Origin of the sequence: Hyphomicrobium sp. (assembly GCF_019753045.1) — a bacterium.
Taxonomy (GTDB): domain Bacteria; phylum Pseudomonadota; class Alphaproteobacteria; order Rhizobiales; family Hyphomicrobiaceae; genus Hyphomicrobium_B.
On sequence record NZ_JAIELN010000018.1, the window covers coordinates 1 to 17862 of the forward strand.

Genomic DNA, 17862 nt, shown 5'->3' on the forward strand with positions numbered 1-17862 from the left:
GGGCGTTTTCTTTCTGGTCAAGGGGTACCGCGTCCTCGAGGTTGCCGAGGACCACGTCGACCTGGGACGCCAAGTCCTTGATCTTGGCGCGGATCTTTTCGTTATGCGGCGGCACGAAATGAATCATGCGCTCCAGCGTGACGGGAAGGGCCCGGTAGGGTTCCGGAGCGCCGATGGCGAGGGGCGAGAAATGCTTGGCAGGTGTGCGCGTCGAAGCCATCGGCAGCTATCCTATTCAAAGGCTTGGAAGATAGGCCGCCACCATTGTGGGGTCGGTGTCCCGCTGTCAACTTGCTCTTTGGCGCGGTCGAGAGAGTTGTCGTTGGCGCTAGCGACACGCCTCCGGCGCGCCGGCCGCCTGCGCGGGTTAGCTGTGCTCGCGGCGCGAGAGCGATCGTTCTAGAGTGCCGGCAAACGAGAGGAAGCGAGGGCCGGATGCTCGAGGTTTCCAATCAGCCGCCGCCGCTCGAGAACTACGATCTGCTGGCGAGCGATCCCGTCCTACGCGGGGCCCTAGTCCGCGAGCATGCGGGCTGGGCGTTGGACGAGCTTTCAACGCTCGGAAGGCTGCTCGGTACCGCAGAAATGATCGGCGCCGGGGCGGAGGCCAATCGCAACAGCCCCGTTCTCAAATCGTTCGACCGGTACGGCCATAGGATCGACGAGGTCGAGTTTCACGGCAGCTGGCACAAACTGCTGGGTCTCGCGCTGAACGCGGGGCTGCATTCCGGTCCGTGGGTCAAGCCGCGAAAGGGCGCGCATGTCGCTCGCGCGGCCGGTTGCTACATGCTGGCCCAGATCGAAAGCGGCGTTTATTGCCCTGTCTCGATGACGTACGCGGCCGTGGCGACGCTCTCGCATTCGCCACCGCTCGCAGCCGAATGGCTGCCGCGCATTTATTCGCGCGTCTACGATCCGAGTTTCAGGCCGGCGGCGGACAAGACGTCGGCATTGATCGGAATGGGGATGACGGAAAATCAGGGCGGATCGGATTTGCGCGCGAACGTCACGCGCGCTGTCCATTACGCGAGCGAGGGGAACCGCCGCTTCTACCGGATCAACGGGCACAAATGGTTCATGTCGGCGCCGATGTCGGACGCCTTCCTGATCCTGGCGCAGACCGGAGCCGGGCCGAGCTGCTTCCTGGTTCCGCGGTGGGGGCCGGAGGGCAAGCGCAATGCGATCCATATTCGCCGTCTCAAAGACAAGCTCGGGAACCGTTCGAACGCGTCGAGCGAGGTCGAACTCGATGGCGCTCACGGGGAACTCGTTGGCGGCGAAGGCCGGGGAATTCCGACCATTATCGAAATGGGAAACTACACCCGCCTCGATTGCGCCATCGGAACCTCGGGGCTGATGCGACAAGGCCTCGCGCAGGCGGTGCATCACGCTCGCTACCGCCGCGCATTTCAGAAGCTGCTGATCGATCAAGCTCTCATGACGAACGTCCTCGCCGACCTCGCTATTGAATCGGAGGCCGCAACGGTTCTGACCATGCGTCTGGCCCGGGCTTATGACGAGGACGATGAGGCGGCGTTGGCGTTTCGCCGCGTCGTGACGCCGGCCGCAAAATTCTGGATTTGCAAACGCGGGCCCGCTTTTGCCGCCGAAGCGATGGAAGTGCTCGGGGGGAACGGCTACGTCGAGGAGTTCAATCTGGCGAGAATCTACAGGGAAACGCCGCTCAATTCGATTTGGGAGGGGTCGGGAAATGTCATGTGTCTCGACGTGCTGCGCGCGCTCACGCGGACGCCTGCCGCCGTCGCGATGCTTCTGGATGAGGTCGTCGAGCCTGCGACGGCTGATCCGCGCCTGAGGGCGCTCCTCGTCCGACTGCAGGGGGAAGCGAAGCAGCTGGATGAAGCGGGGGCGCGTTCGTTCGTCCGCGATCTCGTCCTCGCGTTACAGGCGGCATTGCTCATTCGCTATTCGTCAGCGGATGTTGCGGATGCGTTTTGCGCCACGCGATTGGCCGGTGACGGCGGAGCGTTCGGTCTTCTTCCCGCTGGCACCAAAGCGCGGGCCATTGTCGAACAGGCGGCCCCGGCGTTCCGTTGATAAGCTTGTCGCGAGGATGAGCTGGTGCAACCTGTCTCAATCGGGCAACGTGGGACTTGGCCCCAAAGTGCGGGCGCGGGGTGCGGGGAGCGGTTGAGTGAAGCAAAAGCCGGTCTGGTTCGGACTTTCATTGCTTTCCACACTGATGATTGATGCCGGCTGCACTGTCCGGACGTCGAAGCCCGGATGGTCGGTGGCGATGGATTGGTCGGCCGGCGAGCGTTTCGATACTTCGGAATGGACGTTCGAAAAGGGATTTTTGCGGAACGAGGAGCTGCAGTATTACGCGGGTCAATCCAATTTTGAGACTTCGTATGGCGGCGTAACGCTCATTGCACGGAAAGAACAGGTCGCTAATCCGGATTATCGCAAGGGCGCTGCGAACTGGCGGCAAGCGCGGGCAGAGGGCAAGTACACCTCGGCCAGTCTCGTTTCGAAGAAGTCCTGGCAGAACCTGTATATTGAAATTGTCGCCAGCGTTCGCGGCGGTAAAGGCGCGTGGCCTGCAATCTGGCTGAGGGCCGAGAACAGGCAAGGTTTCGGCGAAGTCGATCTGATGGAGCAGCTTGGCCGAGAGCCTGATCTCGTCCATTCGACGGTGCACTATGGTCCGTCGTTCAGCAACCGGATTGCCGAACAGGCCGAGCGTACGATCCCCGGGCTGCAGGGCAAGGACGTGCTCTATTCAGCCGAGTTGACGCCCGAGAAGCTTCTCGTGTCGATCGACAATCGGGCGATGATTACGATGGATCGAAAGCGGCCGTTGCAGCAGCCGTTCAATCTCGTGATCAATCTTGCGCTCGGAAGTGCATGGGCGGGGCCGGTCGATGAAGCGGCATTACCCGCGACGATGACGATCAAGGCCATCCGCCTATGGGAATGGCCGCCGCCCGAACCCGATCGACGAGAAGAAGTCACCGCGTCGGATTAGGGCGAATGCTGGAACTGTTGCGGGGCTTCGAACAGTCAACCGGCTTTGGGATCGGGCGTCGTGCTTGGATTGGCAGCGGGGCCTGCAGCGCTTGCGATCTGGGGAAGCATCTTCGCCATGCCGGCGAGGATCGAATCCACGGGAATGCCGAGGGATCTCGCGATCTGCTGAATATGTTCGTCGCCGAGCGCGGCTTGAATCTGCTCGGGCGTGATCGGCAGATTGGCTTTGTTCTTGTCGAGCCACGAAGACACCTGAGATCCGAAACCCGCATCTTGAAGTTTCGTGAGGATCGACTGGAGGCCTTCGGTTCCGAGGACGCCCTTCAGGAGCTCCGGCAAGGCTCCTTCCTCGGCTTGTCCGACGATGTTTCCGACAACTCCCTTGAGTGTATCGCTCCAGCTCATGGTCTGCCCTTTCTCTGTTCGGCACGTCATCCAGCGTGATTGCTTTCTGACCTCTGTCCCGCGACGTGGCGGGCGTCACCCAAGCATTACGGATCTCCGGCTGTTAACCGGCGTTCGTGTGAGTTGAGCAAGCAGATACTAGGCTCACGTGACAGAGCCGTAAATGCAGCGATGCCGGTCTGCCGGTTAATGTCCGCACTGAAGGGCTACGACGGTGGACGATTTCAGATGCTTCGCCATATCATGATCAAAGTTCATAGCTAACAGGCGACTATGATCATCAGACACATTCGATCCATCTGCGAGAGCGGAGCCGCGCGCGCGGGCGTTGCATGCTTGGCACTTATTTTCTGCGTCGCTCCGGAGGCTCGTGCCGAGGATTGCGTCGGCGTGCAGTCGGCGACCGCTGATCCCGATTTTACGGTTTGCGACGACGAACTCGAGTTCGATTTGGATATGGCTCTTGCAGAGCAGGGCTTACCGGTCGCGTCAGTTTCTCCTGCGTCAGATGGCATGCCGTGGATTGCGCTGAGCAAAGGGACCATTCCCTCCAAGTTCAACGCCAACGATGGCAGTGTTTCGGTTCGCACGAGCTTGGGCACATTGCGCGATTACAATGCGCGGACCGTGTCCGTACAACGCCCGGACGATGCGACCGGAAATGCTTACGCCGTGAAGCTTCCCAAAGCTGGCGCCGGCCCAAATACTCCACTTGATGTTTGGAGCAACATCGATCTTAGCGGCTACAATGGATCGGAGTCGCATTCGTCGCGCGTCGGCTTCGGTGCGGACTACAAGATCAACAGAGCGACGAGCGTCGGCGTGTCGTTGGAGAAGGGCGATGCTCGTTCCTCGCCGACGGCGGGCATCGAGCAGGATCAGAAGGCTTCGGCTTACGTCACGATGCAGGCGGCGCCGATGCTCAGCCTCGACGCGCGCACTGAATGGCAGGCTGGCAACAGCGAATTTGCGGCGAGTGCTGGAGCCGCTCAAAAGAGTGCCGTCATCCTCGCGCCGAAGGTCAATCATTCGTTCTCGCTCGAAGGTGGAACGACACTCGAGCCGTTCGTCACCTACAAGCGTGCCTTCGATTTATCGACGAGCCGCAAGGAAGGAGTGGATACATCCTTCGACGCGGCGTCGGCCGGTGCTGGCGTGACCTATAGCAAACCCGACGCTTACTCGCTGAGCGTTACGGCAGACGTCGAGAATGTCGGAATGTCAGCCGAGCCGCAGAGCGTGAGCAGCAAGTTCCGGCTCAGCGTTCCGATCAGGTAACGGCGTCATTGCTCACAATGGCGCCTTGAAGATGAAAAACGCTCCGAGAGCGATGAAGGCAAATCCGACGCCCTGATTGATCGTGATCGGCTGGCCGAGATAGGTAGCCGAAAAAACCACGAAAACGACCAGGGTTATAACTTCCTGCATCGTCTTCAATTCCGCCGGCGAATAGACCGCGACCCCGTAGCGATTTGCCGGGACGGCGAGACAATATTCGAAAAACGCTATTCCCCAACTTACGATGACGACGAGCCATAGCGGTTTGTTGGTGAATTTGAGATGGCCGTACCAGGCGAAGGTCATGAAGACGTTCGACATCGTCAGGAGGACGATGGGTAATACTGCTTGTGGGATCATGTTTCTCGGGGGTCCGAATTAACTGCGCCTGATAGCTAACGCCATTCCTCAATTACCCGTTGAACGGTTCAAGGCAAAGCGGAACCGTAATTCGGCGGGACGCGTTCACCGAGCAGTCGAAATTGGCGAGGCTCGGATGCCGGAAAACATCAAAGAGACCGTACCGAAGGTTCTGAAGACCCTTTGGGATATTGAAAACAAACTACGCGGTGCCGCTCGTGATGGCGTCTTACTGCGGCGCGAAGAAGCAAAACAACACCTGGCCGAGGCGCGGCAACACCTCGATGAATTGCTGCAACTTGCACGTTCGCAGGATTCATCCGCGGAAGGTCAATCAGAGCAGTCAACTGAAAACCGCAATCCCCCGTCGATCAAACATTGAGGAGAGCATCATGGCACGTGACGTAATTCTTTGGCTGGCAGGCGTTCCGCTGGTCGTGATCATCGGCCTGCATCTGTTCGGCTTCCTGCACTAACCTCAAAGCGCAAACCCGGAGCGTCAGCTCTGGGTTTTCTTTCTTCTGCGGATGGTCGTTTCAGCTTGCCGTATCGTCAGGTTCTTCCTTTTTTGCCAGCATGACAGCTACATGCCGGTTCAAAGCGTCGGCCGCGAGTGTTGGAACAAGACCCGGTCCAATAGGTCCATGAGCGGCGTTATATGCCGTGCGAATGTCGCCGTCCTTGCCCCAAACGATCAGTGCAAATCCCGCAACGTTGTTTCCCAGTCCGTCGACTGCGGAGTTGCACTTTTCAAACAGATCATCGCGCAGAAGTTCCGCATCCCGCTCGGATCGTGCAGCCTTTTCAGTGGTCAGCTGTACAAGTTTTGACATTGTTTCACGCCCGGTTGTGTGATCGTTGAAAGTGGTAACGCGCGGAAAGGGTTCAGGTTCATTGCGTGCGGCCTGACGAGGCATTCTCTCCAGGCTTTCGGGGGGCTTGACTGCGGCATTTGTATCGGCATCCTGGGGACAGCCGCGAAACGGAGGCGCCGGGAATTCCTGGTTGGTTGTGAAGGTGTCGGCCGGACGACATCGCAACAATCGAGGTCGTCATGTTTTCCGGCGCTACAACCGGCGTGCGTTCGCAGCATAAGCTCAGCGCGCTGTCTCCTTCCTCCATCGCTTCCGAACAAACCTATTCGGGTACCCATACTTTTCTGCGGGCGCCACGCGTCGACCGGGCACGGGCGGGCGATTTCGCCGTGCTTGGGATACCGCTCGACATCGCAACGTCGAACCGGCCGGGAGCGCGTCTCGGGCCCGACGCGGTCAGAACTGCTTCGGCTCAACTCGCTGAGCTCAAAGCTTACCCCGGCGGTTTCGATCCTTTATCGCACGTCAGGATCGTCGATCTGGGCGACGCTTTGCTCGATTTCGGATTTCCGCAAACGATCCCGGCGGCAATCGAAGACGCTGCATTCGAAATCGTTTCAAGCGGTGCATTTTTGTGCGCTCTCGGCGGCGATCATTTCGTCAGTTATCCGCTGCTCAAAGCGCATGCGCGGACGCACGGGCCGCTGACGCTTATTCATTTCGACGCTCATCCCGATACGTGGACGCCGCGCACCGGGCCTGACGGTTCAGTCGAGATCAATCACGGCACGATGTTCGCGCAAGCCATCCACGATGGCCTGATCGATCCCAAGAAGTCGTCGCAGATCGGTATTCGAACCTGGGTCGACGATCCGATGGGCATGAACATTTTCGACAGTGTCGCCGTTGCCGATAGAGGTCCGAATGAGATCGTTGCGATGGTGAAGGCGCTTGCGGGGGATTCTCCCTGCTATCTGACCGTCGATATCGATTGTCTCGATCCGGCCTTTGCGCCCGGCACCGGCACGCCCGTGATGGGTGGGCTTACGCCGCGCGAACTACTCGCCATGCTTCGCGGCCTCGAAGATGTTCGGATCGTCGGATGCGACGTCGTCGAAGTGGCGCCGGCCTATGATCATGGGGGCATCACGGCACTTGCTGCCGCAACTGTCGTCTATGAACAGGCGTGCCGGTTGGCTCGCAAAAACGGGGCGCGGGCGGACGTCTATCCCTGGCCAGGCAGGGCGATACCCAAAGGCGATGACGCAAGGGCAGGGCAGTTGGGCCGGATGTAAGTCCGGTTCCCGCCGGAACAGCGGAAGCATCCCGGGACGCGCTATTTCTTCTCGCGACAACGGCCCATAGGGGCTTGCCGCTAGAAGAGATGGAGACCTGCAATGACTACTTTTGTTGTGATCCACCGGAATGCTTTCCGCGCTGTTCTCGCGCCGGTCCTCGCTCTCGCCGGGGTCACGCTGATGGCGGGCACTGCCTCTGCCGTCAGCCTGCGCGTACAAATGGCATGCGCCACCGATTATTATGCTCACTGCAGCGCCTACAGTCCGAACAGCCCGCAGGTCAGATCGTGCATGCGCGCGGTCGGCGTCGGCCTCTCGAAGAGCTGTGTCGATGCACTGGTTGCGGCCGGCGAAGTTTCAGCAGCGGAGGTTTCGCGGCGGCGTGGCGGATCGATGACCGCGGCGAAGTAAGCCTTTCGCGAAATTCGCACATTCGGTCGCGTTCGCGGCTGAGATATTGGACATCCTAAACCAGATCTTAACCATAAAGGCGAAAACGTTAAGCGGTGTTCAGTTGGCTTTGTGGGAAGTCATGCCGCCGCTTGATGTTTGGTTTGAACCGTCTTCCGATTTGCGTATCGCCCAGAACTTCCAATTACAGTTGCAGCGTTCTCACCTCCACGCCCGCAGCAAATCCAAGCTCATTCAGGTTCCCATCGAGGATTTACGTCCGACGCAGATGGCGGTTGGAATGCGGGCCGTTGCGGCGAAGCGAGAAAAGGTCGAACGACGCGCGAGAAGCCGGCGGAAGCTCAAATGTTTTCTCGAGGAGCGTCCGATACCGGCCGTGCTCGGTCCCGGCGAAGACTTCTTCATCATCGATCATCATCACTTGAGCCTGGCGCTTTTGAAGAGCGAGGTGGAAGAGGCATGGGTCGATGTGATCGCCGATTTTTCGCATCTGCCGCGCAAGCGCTTCCTGAGGCAGATGACAACGCTCGGGCTGTTGCATCCTTATGATGCGCACGGGCAGCCGGTGTCCCCGTCAAAACTTCCCGAGACGTTGAAGGAATTGCGCGCCGATCCCTATCGCGACCTCGCTTGGTCCGTTCGCAAAGCCGGAGGCTTTGCAAAGTCGGGCAAGCCCTATGAGGAATTCCGGTGGGCCGATTTTTTCCGGGCGCGCATTCCGAGGGCGACCGTGCGCCGTGATTTCGAATATGCGCACAGACATGCCATGCGCCTCTCTGCCTCTCGCGAGGCCGTGCGGATGCCCGGATATATCGGGCAGTAAGCTGGCCTAGTGCCGCTGTTGACCGTTGAAGGTGAACTCGAACTCGTCGTGCATATTCTGTGCGGCTTGGCGCCAATCGGCTCCGGCCTGACCATTCAGCGCGGCTTCGATTTCGGCTCGTGTCGGATTGCCTGGTTCCTGCTGCTGATACCCTTGTTGATCAATCGCGGTGACCGGCTGTATCGGCGTGCGTACGGGAAGAGCGCAAAGTCGCGAAGCAAGATCCTGCAGTTCTCCGAGAATGGCTTCGCGGCGTAGTTCGTGTTGGATTGCGACGTTGCGAACGTCACGCAGCAATTGTTCGTCGACGCGGCGGATAGCGTCGGACAACGTCATCACGAAATCCTGTTCGGTGCGCGCATTATCCGCAAGGCGCATCAGCATTTCTTCGACGTTTTTAGATAGTGCGGCCATGGTTATCTCCTCGCGGCTTAGAGGTCCGATACCGTGCGATTCTCATGGCCAAAAAGTGATGACGTTATGCTCGGAATGCGAGCTAAGAGGTGCGCGGGGCTCATCAATTTGCTGAGCACAAAATATCAGCTGACAGCGTAATTTCGCGGGAAGACAAGCGCGCCGCATATCGAATTGCAGCGCGCCGCCGTTTCGTTCTGCTCTTCGACTTATGGCTTGAAGATAGTCAAGCCGGCGACGCCGGCAGAAATGTTCAGTCCCGTCTGTCCTTCGACGCTCACGGGCTGGAGGACGATGGACTGGCTCGAGCCACCGATGAGCGCGTTCGCGTTGGCGCCGATGCCGACAGCGGCGCCCGCTGTGATACCGCCGTAGTTGCCTTCGAGTGCTTCACTCGGAATATCCGTCGTCGGTCCGAGAACCGTCCAAATGAGGGTGCTATCGCCCTTGATGCCGATGTCGATGCCGACTTTGGAAATCGTCGCGGCGTAGCGATAGGTGCGTCCGCTGATTGGCGTTTCGAAATTGCACCGCAGGTTTTGCTTCGAGCCGAAAATGTAGCCGACGCCGCCCTTGCCGTAGCAGGTCAATGTGCCGACCGCGATTTTCGGTGCGGCGATCGAAGGCGAAAGCGGCGTTGCGGCCAGCGCGGCGAACACTGCGCATCCGGCGAGAACGCGCGAAACAAGGGGTGATGAAGTCATGTTCTTTTCTCCGACATCGACTGTCGCGCGCGGGCATGTCCGGGCGCGTGTACATAAGGACAAAAACTCTGCGCATGCGTGACGTTAGAGCCCCCTGCAGTCGCGGAGGTCTAAAGTCGCAAAACGACGGTTCGGTGGCAGTCAATCGGGCCAAAGTCACGCGCGAGTGAAGGGTATGGTGAACGACTATCTTGGCGTGCATGTTGAGCCACGCTCAGTGAGCCGTCTCAGTGCTCCGAATATCGGTCTATGAGCTCTTTGGTCCGCTGGATGGTCTTTTCTGTCATGCATCCAAGTGAGGCCGATGACGTTCCGCTGCCGCCGGACCACTCCTGGGCCACTAGATCTTTGCAGTCGGCATCGCGATAGGCGACCCAGGCGCGTTGGGCTTTGCGCAACGCTTCCTGGAAGCTCTCCGTGTCGTACGGCTTTTCCTGGTCGCCGCGCGTTCGGATGTACTCAACCGCATTTGCATAGGCGGCGTTGAGGGCCTTATCGGCGGCCTGATAATCCTTGTCCGCGCAGAAGTTCATTTCGACTGTCGATACAGCGTTGGCGCAATCGATCGCTGCGCGTGCGGGCGGGGCGGACCATAGGCTTGCGAGGCCGAAACAAGTGAGAAGGCAGGGGATGTGTGCGGCACGGCGGGGCATGTTCTGAACTCCAAGTAGCGCTGCATATGGCGTGTGCAATTTTCTACGCGGCGCGCGGTCAGGCCGGAAGGCTTAATTCGGAACAATTCGGCATTGGGACGGAAGCCCAATTTGCTTCACAATAGCGCCAGCTCTCCGGCTTCATAAACCGGACATGAAATTGAGACAGGAAATGATCCGTGATGTCCTTCACGGCTTACAGCTATCGAGATGATCCGGCGGTTCCGCGCTTTGACGATAGCGAGCCCTTGATCATTTTCGACGGACTTTGCGTTCTCTGTTCGAGTGGCGTGCAGTGGATGCTCGATCGCGATCCGGCCGGGCAAACCCGGTTCGCTGTCATCCAGGATGCGCTGCCGACTGCCCTCTATCGCCATTACAAACTTGACGCCGAAGCGTTCGATACCTTCATGGTGTTGAGCAAGGGGCTGCCTTACACGAGGTGGGCGGGCGTGTTGGCTGCGGCGCAGACGATGCCTCAACCCTGGCGTGGATTGGGGTTCGCGGGCAGAATTATTCCCAGTGCGATTGGCGACCGGTTTTACGATTGGGTGCAGCGGAACAGGCTGAGGTGGTTCGGCAGCCGGGATTCGTGCAGGCGTCCGAGTGTCGCCGAGAAATTGCGATTTCTGGTGACGTAGATTTTGCGGCCGGTTGCGGCAGGCGCCGGATGCCGCCATGTATGCCAAAGCAGAGGAGACGCTCGATGAGTTGGCTCAAGGATAACGATCCCATTCCGGGCGATTGCAAGTCTTGCGATGCGATCGAGCAAGTCATTCTGCCGCGCGCTCGCGATCTCGGCGGGTTCGAAGTGCGGCGCGCGCTGCCGTCGGCGCAGCGCCAGATGATCGGGCCGTTCATATTTTTCGATCAGATGGGGCCGGCGCAATTTCTATCGGGGCAAGGCATTGACGTCAGACCGCATCCCCACATCGGGCTTGCGACCGTCACCTATCTTTTCGAAGGCGAGATGATGCATCGCGACAGCCTCGGGTCGGCGCTTGCGATCCGCCCGGGTGAGGTTAATCTGATGACGGCGGGGCGCGGCATCGTGCATTCCGAGCGAACGGCTCCCGATACGCGAATGTCAGGCCAGGATATGTTTGGAATTCAGGCGTGGATGGCTCTTCCGAAGTCTCACGAGGAGAGCGCTCCGGCCTTTGCGCATCACGATGTCAGCGCGCTGCCGAGGCTCGAAGGCGAGGGGAAGCGCGTTCGGCTCATCGTCGGCAGTCTTTATGGTGAGACGTCGCCCGCCGCGTTTCCGCATGATTGCTTCTATGCCGAAGCTGTTCTGGCGCCGGGCGCCATTCTGCCGCTCGATCCCGATTACGACGAGCGCGCTGTGTATCTCGCGTCGGGGCGCGTCGACATTGGCGGGCAGACATTCGAGGGTGGGCAACTTCTCGTCTTCAAGCCCGGCGATCGGATATCAATTCTCGCGGAAACGAACGCGCGGCTGATGCTGCTTGGTGGTGAACCGATGGACGGGCCGCGGCATATCTGGTGGAATTTCGTATCGAGCTCGCAAGAGCGCATCGACAGCGCGAAGGAAGATTGGCGGCAAGGCCGCTTCGCAATTGTTCCCGGCGATGAAACGGAATTTATTCCGCTACCTGAAAATCGCTGATCTCTGATTTGCGCCGCAATCCATTCCGATTTTCCTCCTGGGATTGCGTGCGCCGTACAGCTGCCGTTCAGTCAAGGTCTCCTAGAGTACATAAGCCGGAACCAGAAATTGCCATCGGCAATTGTTGGAAGGCAATAAGATTGGGAGACCAAAATGCGAAATCTTCTTTTGGCGTTGGCTTTGGGACTCGGGATCGGCTTTGCCGCGACCGGAGCTCAGGCTGCGACATTGGGTGGCGGAAATCTTGCGGCCGTTGAATCGGCTGCGAAAAGCGGCAACAGCGTCGTCGAGCAGACGCGTTACCGCCGCCATTGGCGCGGCGGCTACGGGCGCGGTTACTACGGGCCTCGCTATTACCGGCCCTATTATGGATATGGGTATAATCGCCCTTATCGCTCTTATGGCCATAACCGTCCTTGGCGTCAGAACCACCGCCGCTGGTAATTCGATCGGCTCACGAGAGCTGATTGGAGATCATGACAGGGGACGGGGTTAGCCTCGTCCCCTGTAAGTTTGCACGCCCTGGTCAGGCAGCCATACGTCCTTCGGAGGCGTCCCCGTCTGCCAAAAGACGTCAATCGGGATGCCGCCGCGCGGATACCAGTAACCGCCAATCCGCAAGAATTTCGGTTCGATAAGGCCGGCAATGCGTTTGCCGATCGCAACGGTGCAATCTTCGTGGAAAGCGCCGTGGTTGCGAAACGAGGCGAGATAAAGCTTCAGCGATTTGCTTTCGAGCAGCCATCCGCCCGGCACGTAATCGATGACGAGGTGCGCGAAATCGGGCTGCCCCGTCACCGGACAGAGTGACGTGAACTCGGGCGCCGTGAAGCGGGCGACATAATCGGTATCGGCGTGCGGATTGGCGACACGGTCAAGCCGAGCCGCCTCGGGGCTTTCCGGTATCCCGACTTGCTTGCCGAGCTGAGTTGCGCCCGGCTTTTCCGCTGCCATTGTCCGTTACTCCGCAGCCAAACGCGCTTCGGGTGAAGGTCCGCGATATATACAACCTTCACTGCAGCTATCGCGATGAACTTCGACCTGGCAAAGGCCCGGGATGCGGTTGGAAAGCCGGTTCCAGATCCACACGGCGATGCGCTCGAGCGTCGGCGCTTCGAGCCCGTCGATGTCGTTCAGCATGCGGTGATCGAGTGCGTCTTCCGTTTCGCGGAGCGCTGACGACAATTCGTCGAAATGGAAGATGTAGCCCGTGGTCGGCCCGGGTTCGCCTTCAACGACAATGCGCGCGCGAAACGAGTGTCCGTGCACGCGGGCATTGGGTGTGCCGGGTGCTGCCGACGGCAGGAAGTGGGCCGCCTCGAACCTGAATTCCTTATAAATTTGCATGGCCGCTCCATACGGGATTTCGCCCCGAGGCGCCACCCCCGCCGGGGGGCTCAAACCGCGCCAAACCGGCGCGGAAGGCCCATTCGTTAAGGGATTCCGAGGATTTTATGGGTTTGGACGGACAGACGCCATGCCGGATTGGCTTTGCAGTAAGCGATGGCTGCAAGGGTGTTGGCGTGCTGGTCGGGTCCGTCCATCGGCTGGAGGAAGCGTTCCTCGAAGTCGAGGTCGAGATACCGGGCAGGGTCGCCGCCTTCCTGCGGGAAGACGAGCTTCAACTCATGGCCGTGCAGTTGCTTCAGGTCGGAGCCGACTTTCGGCGAGACGCAGATCCAATCGATCGTTTCGAGAACCGGAAGCGTGCCGTTGGTTTCGATGGCGATCCTGAAGCCGCGCGCGTGGAGGGCGTCGACCAGCTGCGGGTCGACCTGCAGCATCGGTTCTCCGCCGGTCAGAACCACGAGTATCGAATGGTTTGACGCAGGAGCCGCTTGCCGGCAGGCGTCCGCGAGGGCGTCGGCGGTCTCAAAGCGTCCGCCGCCGTCTCCGTCCATGCCGACGAAGTCCGTATCGCAGAACTGGCAGACGGCCTTGGCGCGATCCTGCTCACGCCCGGTCCACAGGTTGCAGCCTGCAAACCGGCAGAAGACGGCGGGCGTTCCGGCGTTCGCGCCTTCGCCTTGCAGCGTGTAGAAAATCTCCTTGATCGCGTACATGCAGGGATACCTACGAAGCGCCGCGTGCAAGTCAAGTCCGGCCGGCCAGGATGGTGACCGCAGCGCGTTCCTGTCGCTGTTTCGGAGGCGCGGGCGGGCCGGGCGAAAATGGCCGAGAGGGCGTCGTCGCCGCATTGAAAGACGCCGAGCACCGGAACAATCTCAATCAGGCGACGGATTCCAATCCGTTTGCTTTAGAAGCCTGACGGAAGGGACCGGCCATGCAGCCAAGCGCACCGCAAAGCTCTCCCGGGCCGGACAATGTCGGCATCGTCGATCTAGCGACGCTGACTTCAATGAGTGGGCTCGAGTTTCTTACCGCCATGATGCGCGGCGATCTGCCTGGACCGCCAATTTCGAAGACGCTTGGCTTCCGGCTGGTCGAAGCGGAGGAGGGGCGGACGGTGTTCGTTTCCGAACCTCGCGAAGAGCACTACAACCCCATTCGAACCGTACACGCAGGCTATACCGCTACGCTGCTCGATTCCTGCATGGCGTGCGCGGTGCTTTCGACGCTTCCGAAGGGCACCGGTTTTACGACAATGGAATTCAAGGTTTCGTTGCTCCGTCCGATGACGAAGGACACGGGTACCGTGCGTGCCGAAGGAACGTTGCTGTCGCGCGGGCGACGGGGTGCGGCGGCGGAAGGGCGATTGACGGACACGAGCGGCAAGCTCATCGCGCACGCGACGACGACCTGCCTGATCTATCCGTTCTGAAGATCTACGCTTTCTGAGGCAATTCGGAATTTGCACGCGCTTGCCATTCCGCCCAGCCTTTGGCGCGAAGATCGCAAGCCGGGCACGCGCCGCAACCATAGCCCCACTCGTGTCGGTTGGTGCGGTCGCCCACGTAGCAGGTGTGGGTGTCTTCGAGGATGATGTTGATCAGGTCGTTCCCGCCGAGCTTCGACGCCAATTCCCAAGTTCCGGCCTTGTCGATGAACATCAGCGGGGTTTCGATGGACACCGGCGTCGCCAGTCCCAACGATAGGGCTTGGGCCATTGCCTGGATCGTATCGTTCCGGCAATCGGGATAGCCGGAGAAGTCGGTCTCGCACATGCCGCCGACGAGGGTGGCGATACCGCGCCGGTATCCGAGCGCCGCGGCATAGGTGAGGAATAGGAGGTTGCGTCCTGGTACGAACGTCGTCGGCAATCCGGTCGCGGCGAACGTAATTTCCGTCTCGCGGGTCAGTGCGGTATCGCTGATGCCTTGGAGCGCCGGCAAATCGAGGATCGTATCGCCACCGAGCCGGTGTCCTGCGGGGCCGAGGCGCGCGAGCTTCGAGCGGATGATTTCACGCTGCCCGAGTTCGACGCTGTGGCGCTGTCCGTAGCTGAACCCGACCGTTTCCACACGGTCGCAACGATCAAGCGCCCAGGCCAGGCATACGGTCGAGTCCTGGCCACCTGAAAAAAGGACAAGAGCGGAAGTTTCTGGCACGGGGCGATGATTCTCTCTCAGAAGGGCTGTGGACGGCACCGACTTGGTATGAAAACCCTCGGGGACGGCTTATTTAGCGCAACCCCGGCATCTTGGGTGGGTTTCTCTATCGCCGGACACGTTATCTCATCCGCACTTCTCGACCGCACCTGGCCCATCGGGTAGGCGAAGACCGCCCAGCGGGACTTTGCTGCACCGACATTAGGGTTTAATAACCGGGCGCGAAACTCCCGAAAACGTCCCTTCCCAACACAAGATCCAACACCAGGAACGCTCATGACCGCCATCGTCGACATCATCGGCCGCGAAATCCTCGACAGCAGAGGCAATCCGACGGTCGAAGTGGATGTGCTTCTCGAAGATGGATCCGAGGGCCGGGCTGCCGTGCCGTCGGGCGCGTCGACCGGAGCTCACGAGGCGATCGAGCTCAGGGACGGGGACAAGGAGCGTTACCAGGGCAAGGGCGTTTGGAAGGCGGTGGATGCCGTCAACGGCGAGATCTTCGACGCGCTTTCGGGCATGGATGCCGAAGAGCAGCGCGGGATCGATGCGGCGTTGCTTCAGCTCGATGGCACCGACAACAAGAGCCGCCTTGGCGCCAACGCCATTCTCGGCGTGTCGCTTGCCGTGGCGAAGGCCGCGGCCCGTTCGAACGATCTTCCGCTCTATCGCTATATCGGGGGCGTCAACGCGCACATTCTTCCCGTGCCGATGATGAACATCATCAACGGTGGGGCCCACGCCGACAACCCGATCGACATCCAAGAATTCATGATCATGCCGGTCGCGGCGGATTCTTGCGCGGATGCCATCCGCGTCGGCGCTGAGATTTTTCACACCCTGAAGAAGAACCTCAAGGATGCAGGTCATAGTACTTCGGTCGGAGACGAGGGCGGCTTCGCACCGAACCTTAAGAGCGCCGACGAAGCGCTGACTTTCATCATGAAATCGATCGAGAAGGCCGGTTACAAGCCGGGCGAAGACGTGATGCTGGCGCTCGATTGCGCCTCGACCGAATACTACAAAGACGGGAAGTATAAGCTCGCCGGCGAGGGCAAGTCACTCGACAGCGCCGGTAACGCCAAATATCTCGAAGACCTCGTGAACCGTTTTCCGATCATCTCCATTGAAGACGGAATGGCGGAGGACGACTGGGCCGGATGGAAGCTCTTGACCGACCTCCTTGGCGAGCGTGTTCAGCTGGTCGGCGACGATCTCTTCGTGACGAATACGGAGCGCCTCGCCGAAGGTATCGAGAAAGGCATCGCAAACTCGATCCTGGTGAAGGTCAATCAGATTGGCTCATTGTCGGAAACGCTGGACGCTGTCAGCATGGCGCAGCGCGCTGGGTATTCCGCCGTCATGTCGCATCGTTCGGGTGAAACGGAAGATTCGACGATTGCCGATCTCGCCGTTGCGACGAACTGTGGTCAGATCAAAACGGGATCGTTGTCGCGTTCCGACCGTTTGGCAAAATACAACCAACTCATCCGGATCGAAGAAGAGCTTGGTGCCGTCGCGGTTTATGCGGGCCGGTCGATCCTGAAGCGCCAGTCGCGATAGTGGCGCCTGAAGGCGGCGGCACGCGCGATGCGAGCCGTCGTCTTAGGCCCGTTAATGTGGCTTTTTATTGAGCTTTTATAACATCAGCTCGCGGTATTGTGACGCCGGAACGCTACTACATTCCGCGCGTTTCGTTCCCATGAGTGTGAGCGTAATGCGTCAAACGAGATCAGTCACTTTACGCAGGGCGAATCCCGCGCGGAGGATCGATCGTTTTCGCCGCCGTGCTTGGGTGCACCGCCGGGCGTCTCGGCAAAACGTCGAGCCCCCGTGCCCAACGCGTGAGTACTTTCCCGGTGAATTTCCTGAGCCGCCGAAATCCAAAGCGTGGGCTTTTCTACGCCGCGGCATCGGCTTGGCATCGGATTTGGTAATTCTCATTCTTGCCGCGCCGTTTTTTGCCGTTTGGTTCCTCTACCGGCTGGTCCTACGTTCAATTCGCGGGAAGGAATGATTTCCTGAATGTGATCGGGTTCGTGTCGCAGTAGCGGAACACCGTGAGGACGGGTTCGTTTCATCTTGGCAACGGAAGAAACCAAAGGATGGACACGCCATGAAGAAACTCATTGTGGCATGCGCGTTCGCAGCGCTGATCGGTGCTGCACCGGCAATCGCAGCTGATACGTCGAACGACAATCAGCCGCCTTCGGACACGAGTTCGGGACCCGGCGTAAAGGGTGCACCGGGTAGCACGAACGGCCCTGCCATGGATGCAAACGATCCTGCTGGCAATAGCGGCGCGAGTGCAGGAGATCAGGGCATGTCACCTTCTCAGGACGCGACCGGCGTAAAGGGCGCACAAGACAGCACCAATGGCCCTTCCGACAAAAAGCCGGGCGACACATCAAAATAACCAGATTGAAAGGCCCCGGCTTCCGGGGCCTTTTTTCATTGGTGGGACGGTAGAGCCGGGGCTCTTTCGGTCCAATCGTTAATCATGTCGGCCGCTGGCATGTCGTTTGCTGGTCATTGGCGGTCCCCCTGGCTCCATTGGGTCGGGGAGGGCCG

At 59.7% G+C, this 17862-nt stretch carries 23 protein-coding genes and 1 pseudogene; 13 read left to right on the plus strand and 11 right to left on the minus strand.

Annotated features, from left to right (window positions below):
* Positions 1-220, minus strand: a pseudogene (locus tag K2Q04_RS18410) (CoA ester lyase); the annotation flags it as partial.
* A gap of 215 nt (positions 221-435) precedes the next feature.
* Here K2Q04_RS18410 and K2Q04_RS18415 point away from each other — a divergent pair.
* Together K2Q04_RS18415 and K2Q04_RS18420 are read left to right on the plus strand one after the other, a co-directional pair.
* Complete coding sequence (locus tag K2Q04_RS18415) at positions 436-2058, plus strand: isovaleryl-CoA dehydrogenase (RefSeq protein WP_291166260.1); 1623 nt, start codon at positions 436-438, stop codon at positions 2056-2058.
* A gap of 97 nt (positions 2059-2155) precedes the next feature.
* Positions 2156-2989 carry a glycoside hydrolase family 16 protein gene (locus tag K2Q04_RS18420; protein WP_291166262.1) on the plus strand — a complete coding sequence of 278 codons (834 nt, stop codon included), beginning with the start codon at positions 2156-2158 and terminating at the stop codon, positions 2987-2989.
* A gap of 35 nt (positions 2990-3024) precedes the next feature.
* On the opposite strand, the gene K2Q04_RS18425 is transcribed toward K2Q04_RS18420, so the two are convergent.
* A complete protein-coding gene (locus K2Q04_RS18425) occupies positions 3025-3396 on the minus strand; it encodes a YidB family protein (protein WP_291166264.1) in 372 nt (123 codons plus the stop codon).
* Positions 3397-3732: 336 nt separating this feature from the next.
* Here K2Q04_RS18425 and K2Q04_RS18430 point away from each other — a divergent pair, with 336 nt between their 5' ends.
* Positions 3733-4674, plus strand: a complete 942-nt coding sequence (locus tag K2Q04_RS18430) for a hypothetical protein (protein ID WP_291166266.1) — start codon at positions 3733-3735, stop codon at positions 4672-4674.
* Positions 4675-4686: 12 nt separating this feature from the next.
* On the opposite strand, the gene K2Q04_RS18435 is transcribed toward K2Q04_RS18430, so the two are convergent.
* Entirely contained in the window at positions 4687-5034 is a 348-nt protein-coding gene (locus tag K2Q04_RS18435) for a DMT family protein (RefSeq protein WP_291166268.1), read from the minus strand.
* Positions 5035-5170: 136 nt separating this feature from the next.
* On the opposite strand from K2Q04_RS18435, the gene K2Q04_RS18440 reads away from it, so the two are divergent.
* Positions 5171-5416 (plus strand): hypothetical protein, encoded by a 246-nt coding sequence (locus K2Q04_RS18440; protein WP_291166269.1) that lies wholly within the window; start codon positions 5171-5173, stop codon positions 5414-5416.
* Positions 5417-5570: 154 nt separating this feature from the next.
* Here the strand turns inward: K2Q04_RS18440 and K2Q04_RS18445 are convergent, their stop codons facing one another.
* Positions 5571-5867, minus strand: a complete 297-nt coding sequence (locus K2Q04_RS18445; protein ID WP_291166270.1) for a hypothetical protein — start codon at positions 5865-5867, stop codon at positions 5571-5573.
* Positions 5868-6088: 221 nt separating this feature from the next.
* Here K2Q04_RS18445 and speB point away from each other — a divergent pair, with 221 nt between their 5' ends.
* The 3 genes from speB to K2Q04_RS18460 all read left to right on the plus strand — a co-directional run bounded on the left by speB (position 6089) and on the right by K2Q04_RS18460 (position 8381).
* The gene (speB, locus tag K2Q04_RS18450) at positions 6089-7144 is read left to right on the plus strand and encodes an agmatinase (RefSeq protein WP_291166272.1); all 1056 of its coding nucleotides are present in this window, start codon (positions 6089-6091) and stop codon (positions 7142-7144) included.
* Between the two features lie 102 nt (positions 7145-7246).
* Entirely contained in the window at positions 7247-7558 is a 312-nt protein-coding gene (locus K2Q04_RS18455) for a hypothetical protein (protein ID WP_291166274.1), read from the plus strand.
* 121 nt (positions 7559-7679) lie between these two features.
* Entirely contained in the window at positions 7680-8381 is a 702-nt protein-coding gene (locus K2Q04_RS18460; RefSeq protein ID WP_291166276.1) for a ParB-like protein, read from the plus strand.
* Positions 8382-8387: 6 nt separating this feature from the next.
* Here the strand turns inward: K2Q04_RS18460 and K2Q04_RS18465 are convergent, their stop codons facing one another.
* The 3 genes from K2Q04_RS18465 to K2Q04_RS18475 form a co-directional block, all read right to left on the minus strand.
* Positions 8388-8795, minus strand: coding sequence for a hypothetical protein (locus K2Q04_RS18465; RefSeq protein ID WP_291166278.1), 408 nt, complete (start codon positions 8793-8795; stop codon positions 8388-8390).
* 209 nt (positions 8796-9004) lie between these two features.
* Positions 9005-9499, minus strand: coding sequence for a DUF992 domain-containing protein (locus tag K2Q04_RS18470; protein ID WP_291166280.1), 495 nt, complete (start codon positions 9497-9499; stop codon positions 9005-9007).
* Between the two features lie 227 nt (positions 9500-9726).
* Positions 9727-10152 carry a lysozyme inhibitor LprI family protein gene (locus K2Q04_RS18475; RefSeq protein WP_291166281.1) on the minus strand — a complete coding sequence of 142 codons (426 nt, stop codon included), beginning with the start codon at positions 10150-10152 and terminating at the stop codon, positions 9727-9729.
* Between the two features lie 182 nt (positions 10153-10334).
* Here K2Q04_RS18475 and K2Q04_RS18480 point away from each other — a divergent pair, with 182 nt between their 5' ends.
* From K2Q04_RS18480 to K2Q04_RS18490, 3 genes are all read left to right on the plus strand, one after another.
* Positions 10335-10793, plus strand: a complete 459-nt coding sequence (locus tag K2Q04_RS18480) for a thiol-disulfide oxidoreductase DCC family protein (protein ID WP_291166283.1) — start codon at positions 10335-10337, stop codon at positions 10791-10793.
* A 65-nt stretch (positions 10794-10858) separates the two neighbouring features.
* Positions 10859-11782 carry a pirin family protein gene (locus K2Q04_RS18485; RefSeq protein WP_291166285.1) on the plus strand — a complete coding sequence of 308 codons (924 nt, stop codon included), beginning with the start codon at positions 10859-10861 and terminating at the stop codon, positions 11780-11782.
* A 153-nt stretch (positions 11783-11935) separates the two neighbouring features.
* Positions 11936-12226, plus strand: a complete 291-nt coding sequence (locus K2Q04_RS18490) for a hypothetical protein (protein WP_291166287.1) — start codon at positions 11936-11938, stop codon at positions 12224-12226.
* 48 nt (positions 12227-12274) lie between these two features.
* On the opposite strand, the gene queF is transcribed toward K2Q04_RS18490, so the two are convergent.
* The 3 genes from queF to queE form a co-directional block, all read right to left on the minus strand.
* A complete protein-coding gene (gene queF / locus K2Q04_RS18495; RefSeq protein ID WP_291166289.1) occupies positions 12275-12736 on the minus strand; it encodes a preQ(1) synthase in 462 nt (153 codons plus the stop codon).
* Positions 12737-12742: 6 nt separating this feature from the next.
* Positions 12743-13129, minus strand: coding sequence for a 6-carboxytetrahydropterin synthase (locus K2Q04_RS18500; protein ID WP_092869229.1), 387 nt, complete (start codon positions 13127-13129; stop codon positions 12743-12745).
* A gap of 86 nt (positions 13130-13215) precedes the next feature.
* Entirely contained in the window at positions 13216-13845 is a 630-nt protein-coding gene (gene queE / locus K2Q04_RS18505) for a 7-carboxy-7-deazaguanine synthase (RefSeq protein ID WP_291166291.1), read from the minus strand.
* Positions 13846-14066: 221 nt separating this feature from the next.
* Between queE and K2Q04_RS18510 the strand changes: the two genes are divergently transcribed.
* Positions 14067-14564, plus strand: coding sequence for a PaaI family thioesterase (locus K2Q04_RS18510; RefSeq protein WP_291166292.1), 498 nt, complete (start codon positions 14067-14069; stop codon positions 14562-14564).
* 4 nt (positions 14565-14568) lie between these two features.
* Here K2Q04_RS18510 and queC read toward each other — a convergent pair whose 3' ends face one another.
* The gene (gene queC / locus K2Q04_RS18515) at positions 14569-15291 is read right to left on the minus strand and encodes a 7-cyano-7-deazaguanine synthase QueC (RefSeq protein WP_291166293.1); all 723 of its coding nucleotides are present in this window, start codon (positions 15289-15291) and stop codon (positions 14569-14571) included.
* Between the two features lie 276 nt (positions 15292-15567).
* Here queC and eno point away from each other — a divergent pair, with 276 nt between their 5' ends.
* The gene (eno, locus tag K2Q04_RS18520; RefSeq protein ID WP_291166294.1) at positions 15568-16854 is read left to right on the plus strand and encodes a phosphopyruvate hydratase; all 1287 of its coding nucleotides are present in this window, start codon (positions 15568-15570) and stop codon (positions 16852-16854) included.
* A 553-nt stretch (positions 16855-17407) separates the two neighbouring features.
* On the plus strand, positions 17408-17707 hold the full coding sequence (locus K2Q04_RS18525; protein WP_291166295.1) for a hypothetical protein: 300 nt from the start codon (positions 17408-17410) through the stop codon (positions 17705-17707).
* Positions 17708-17862: the final 155 nt, after the last annotated feature.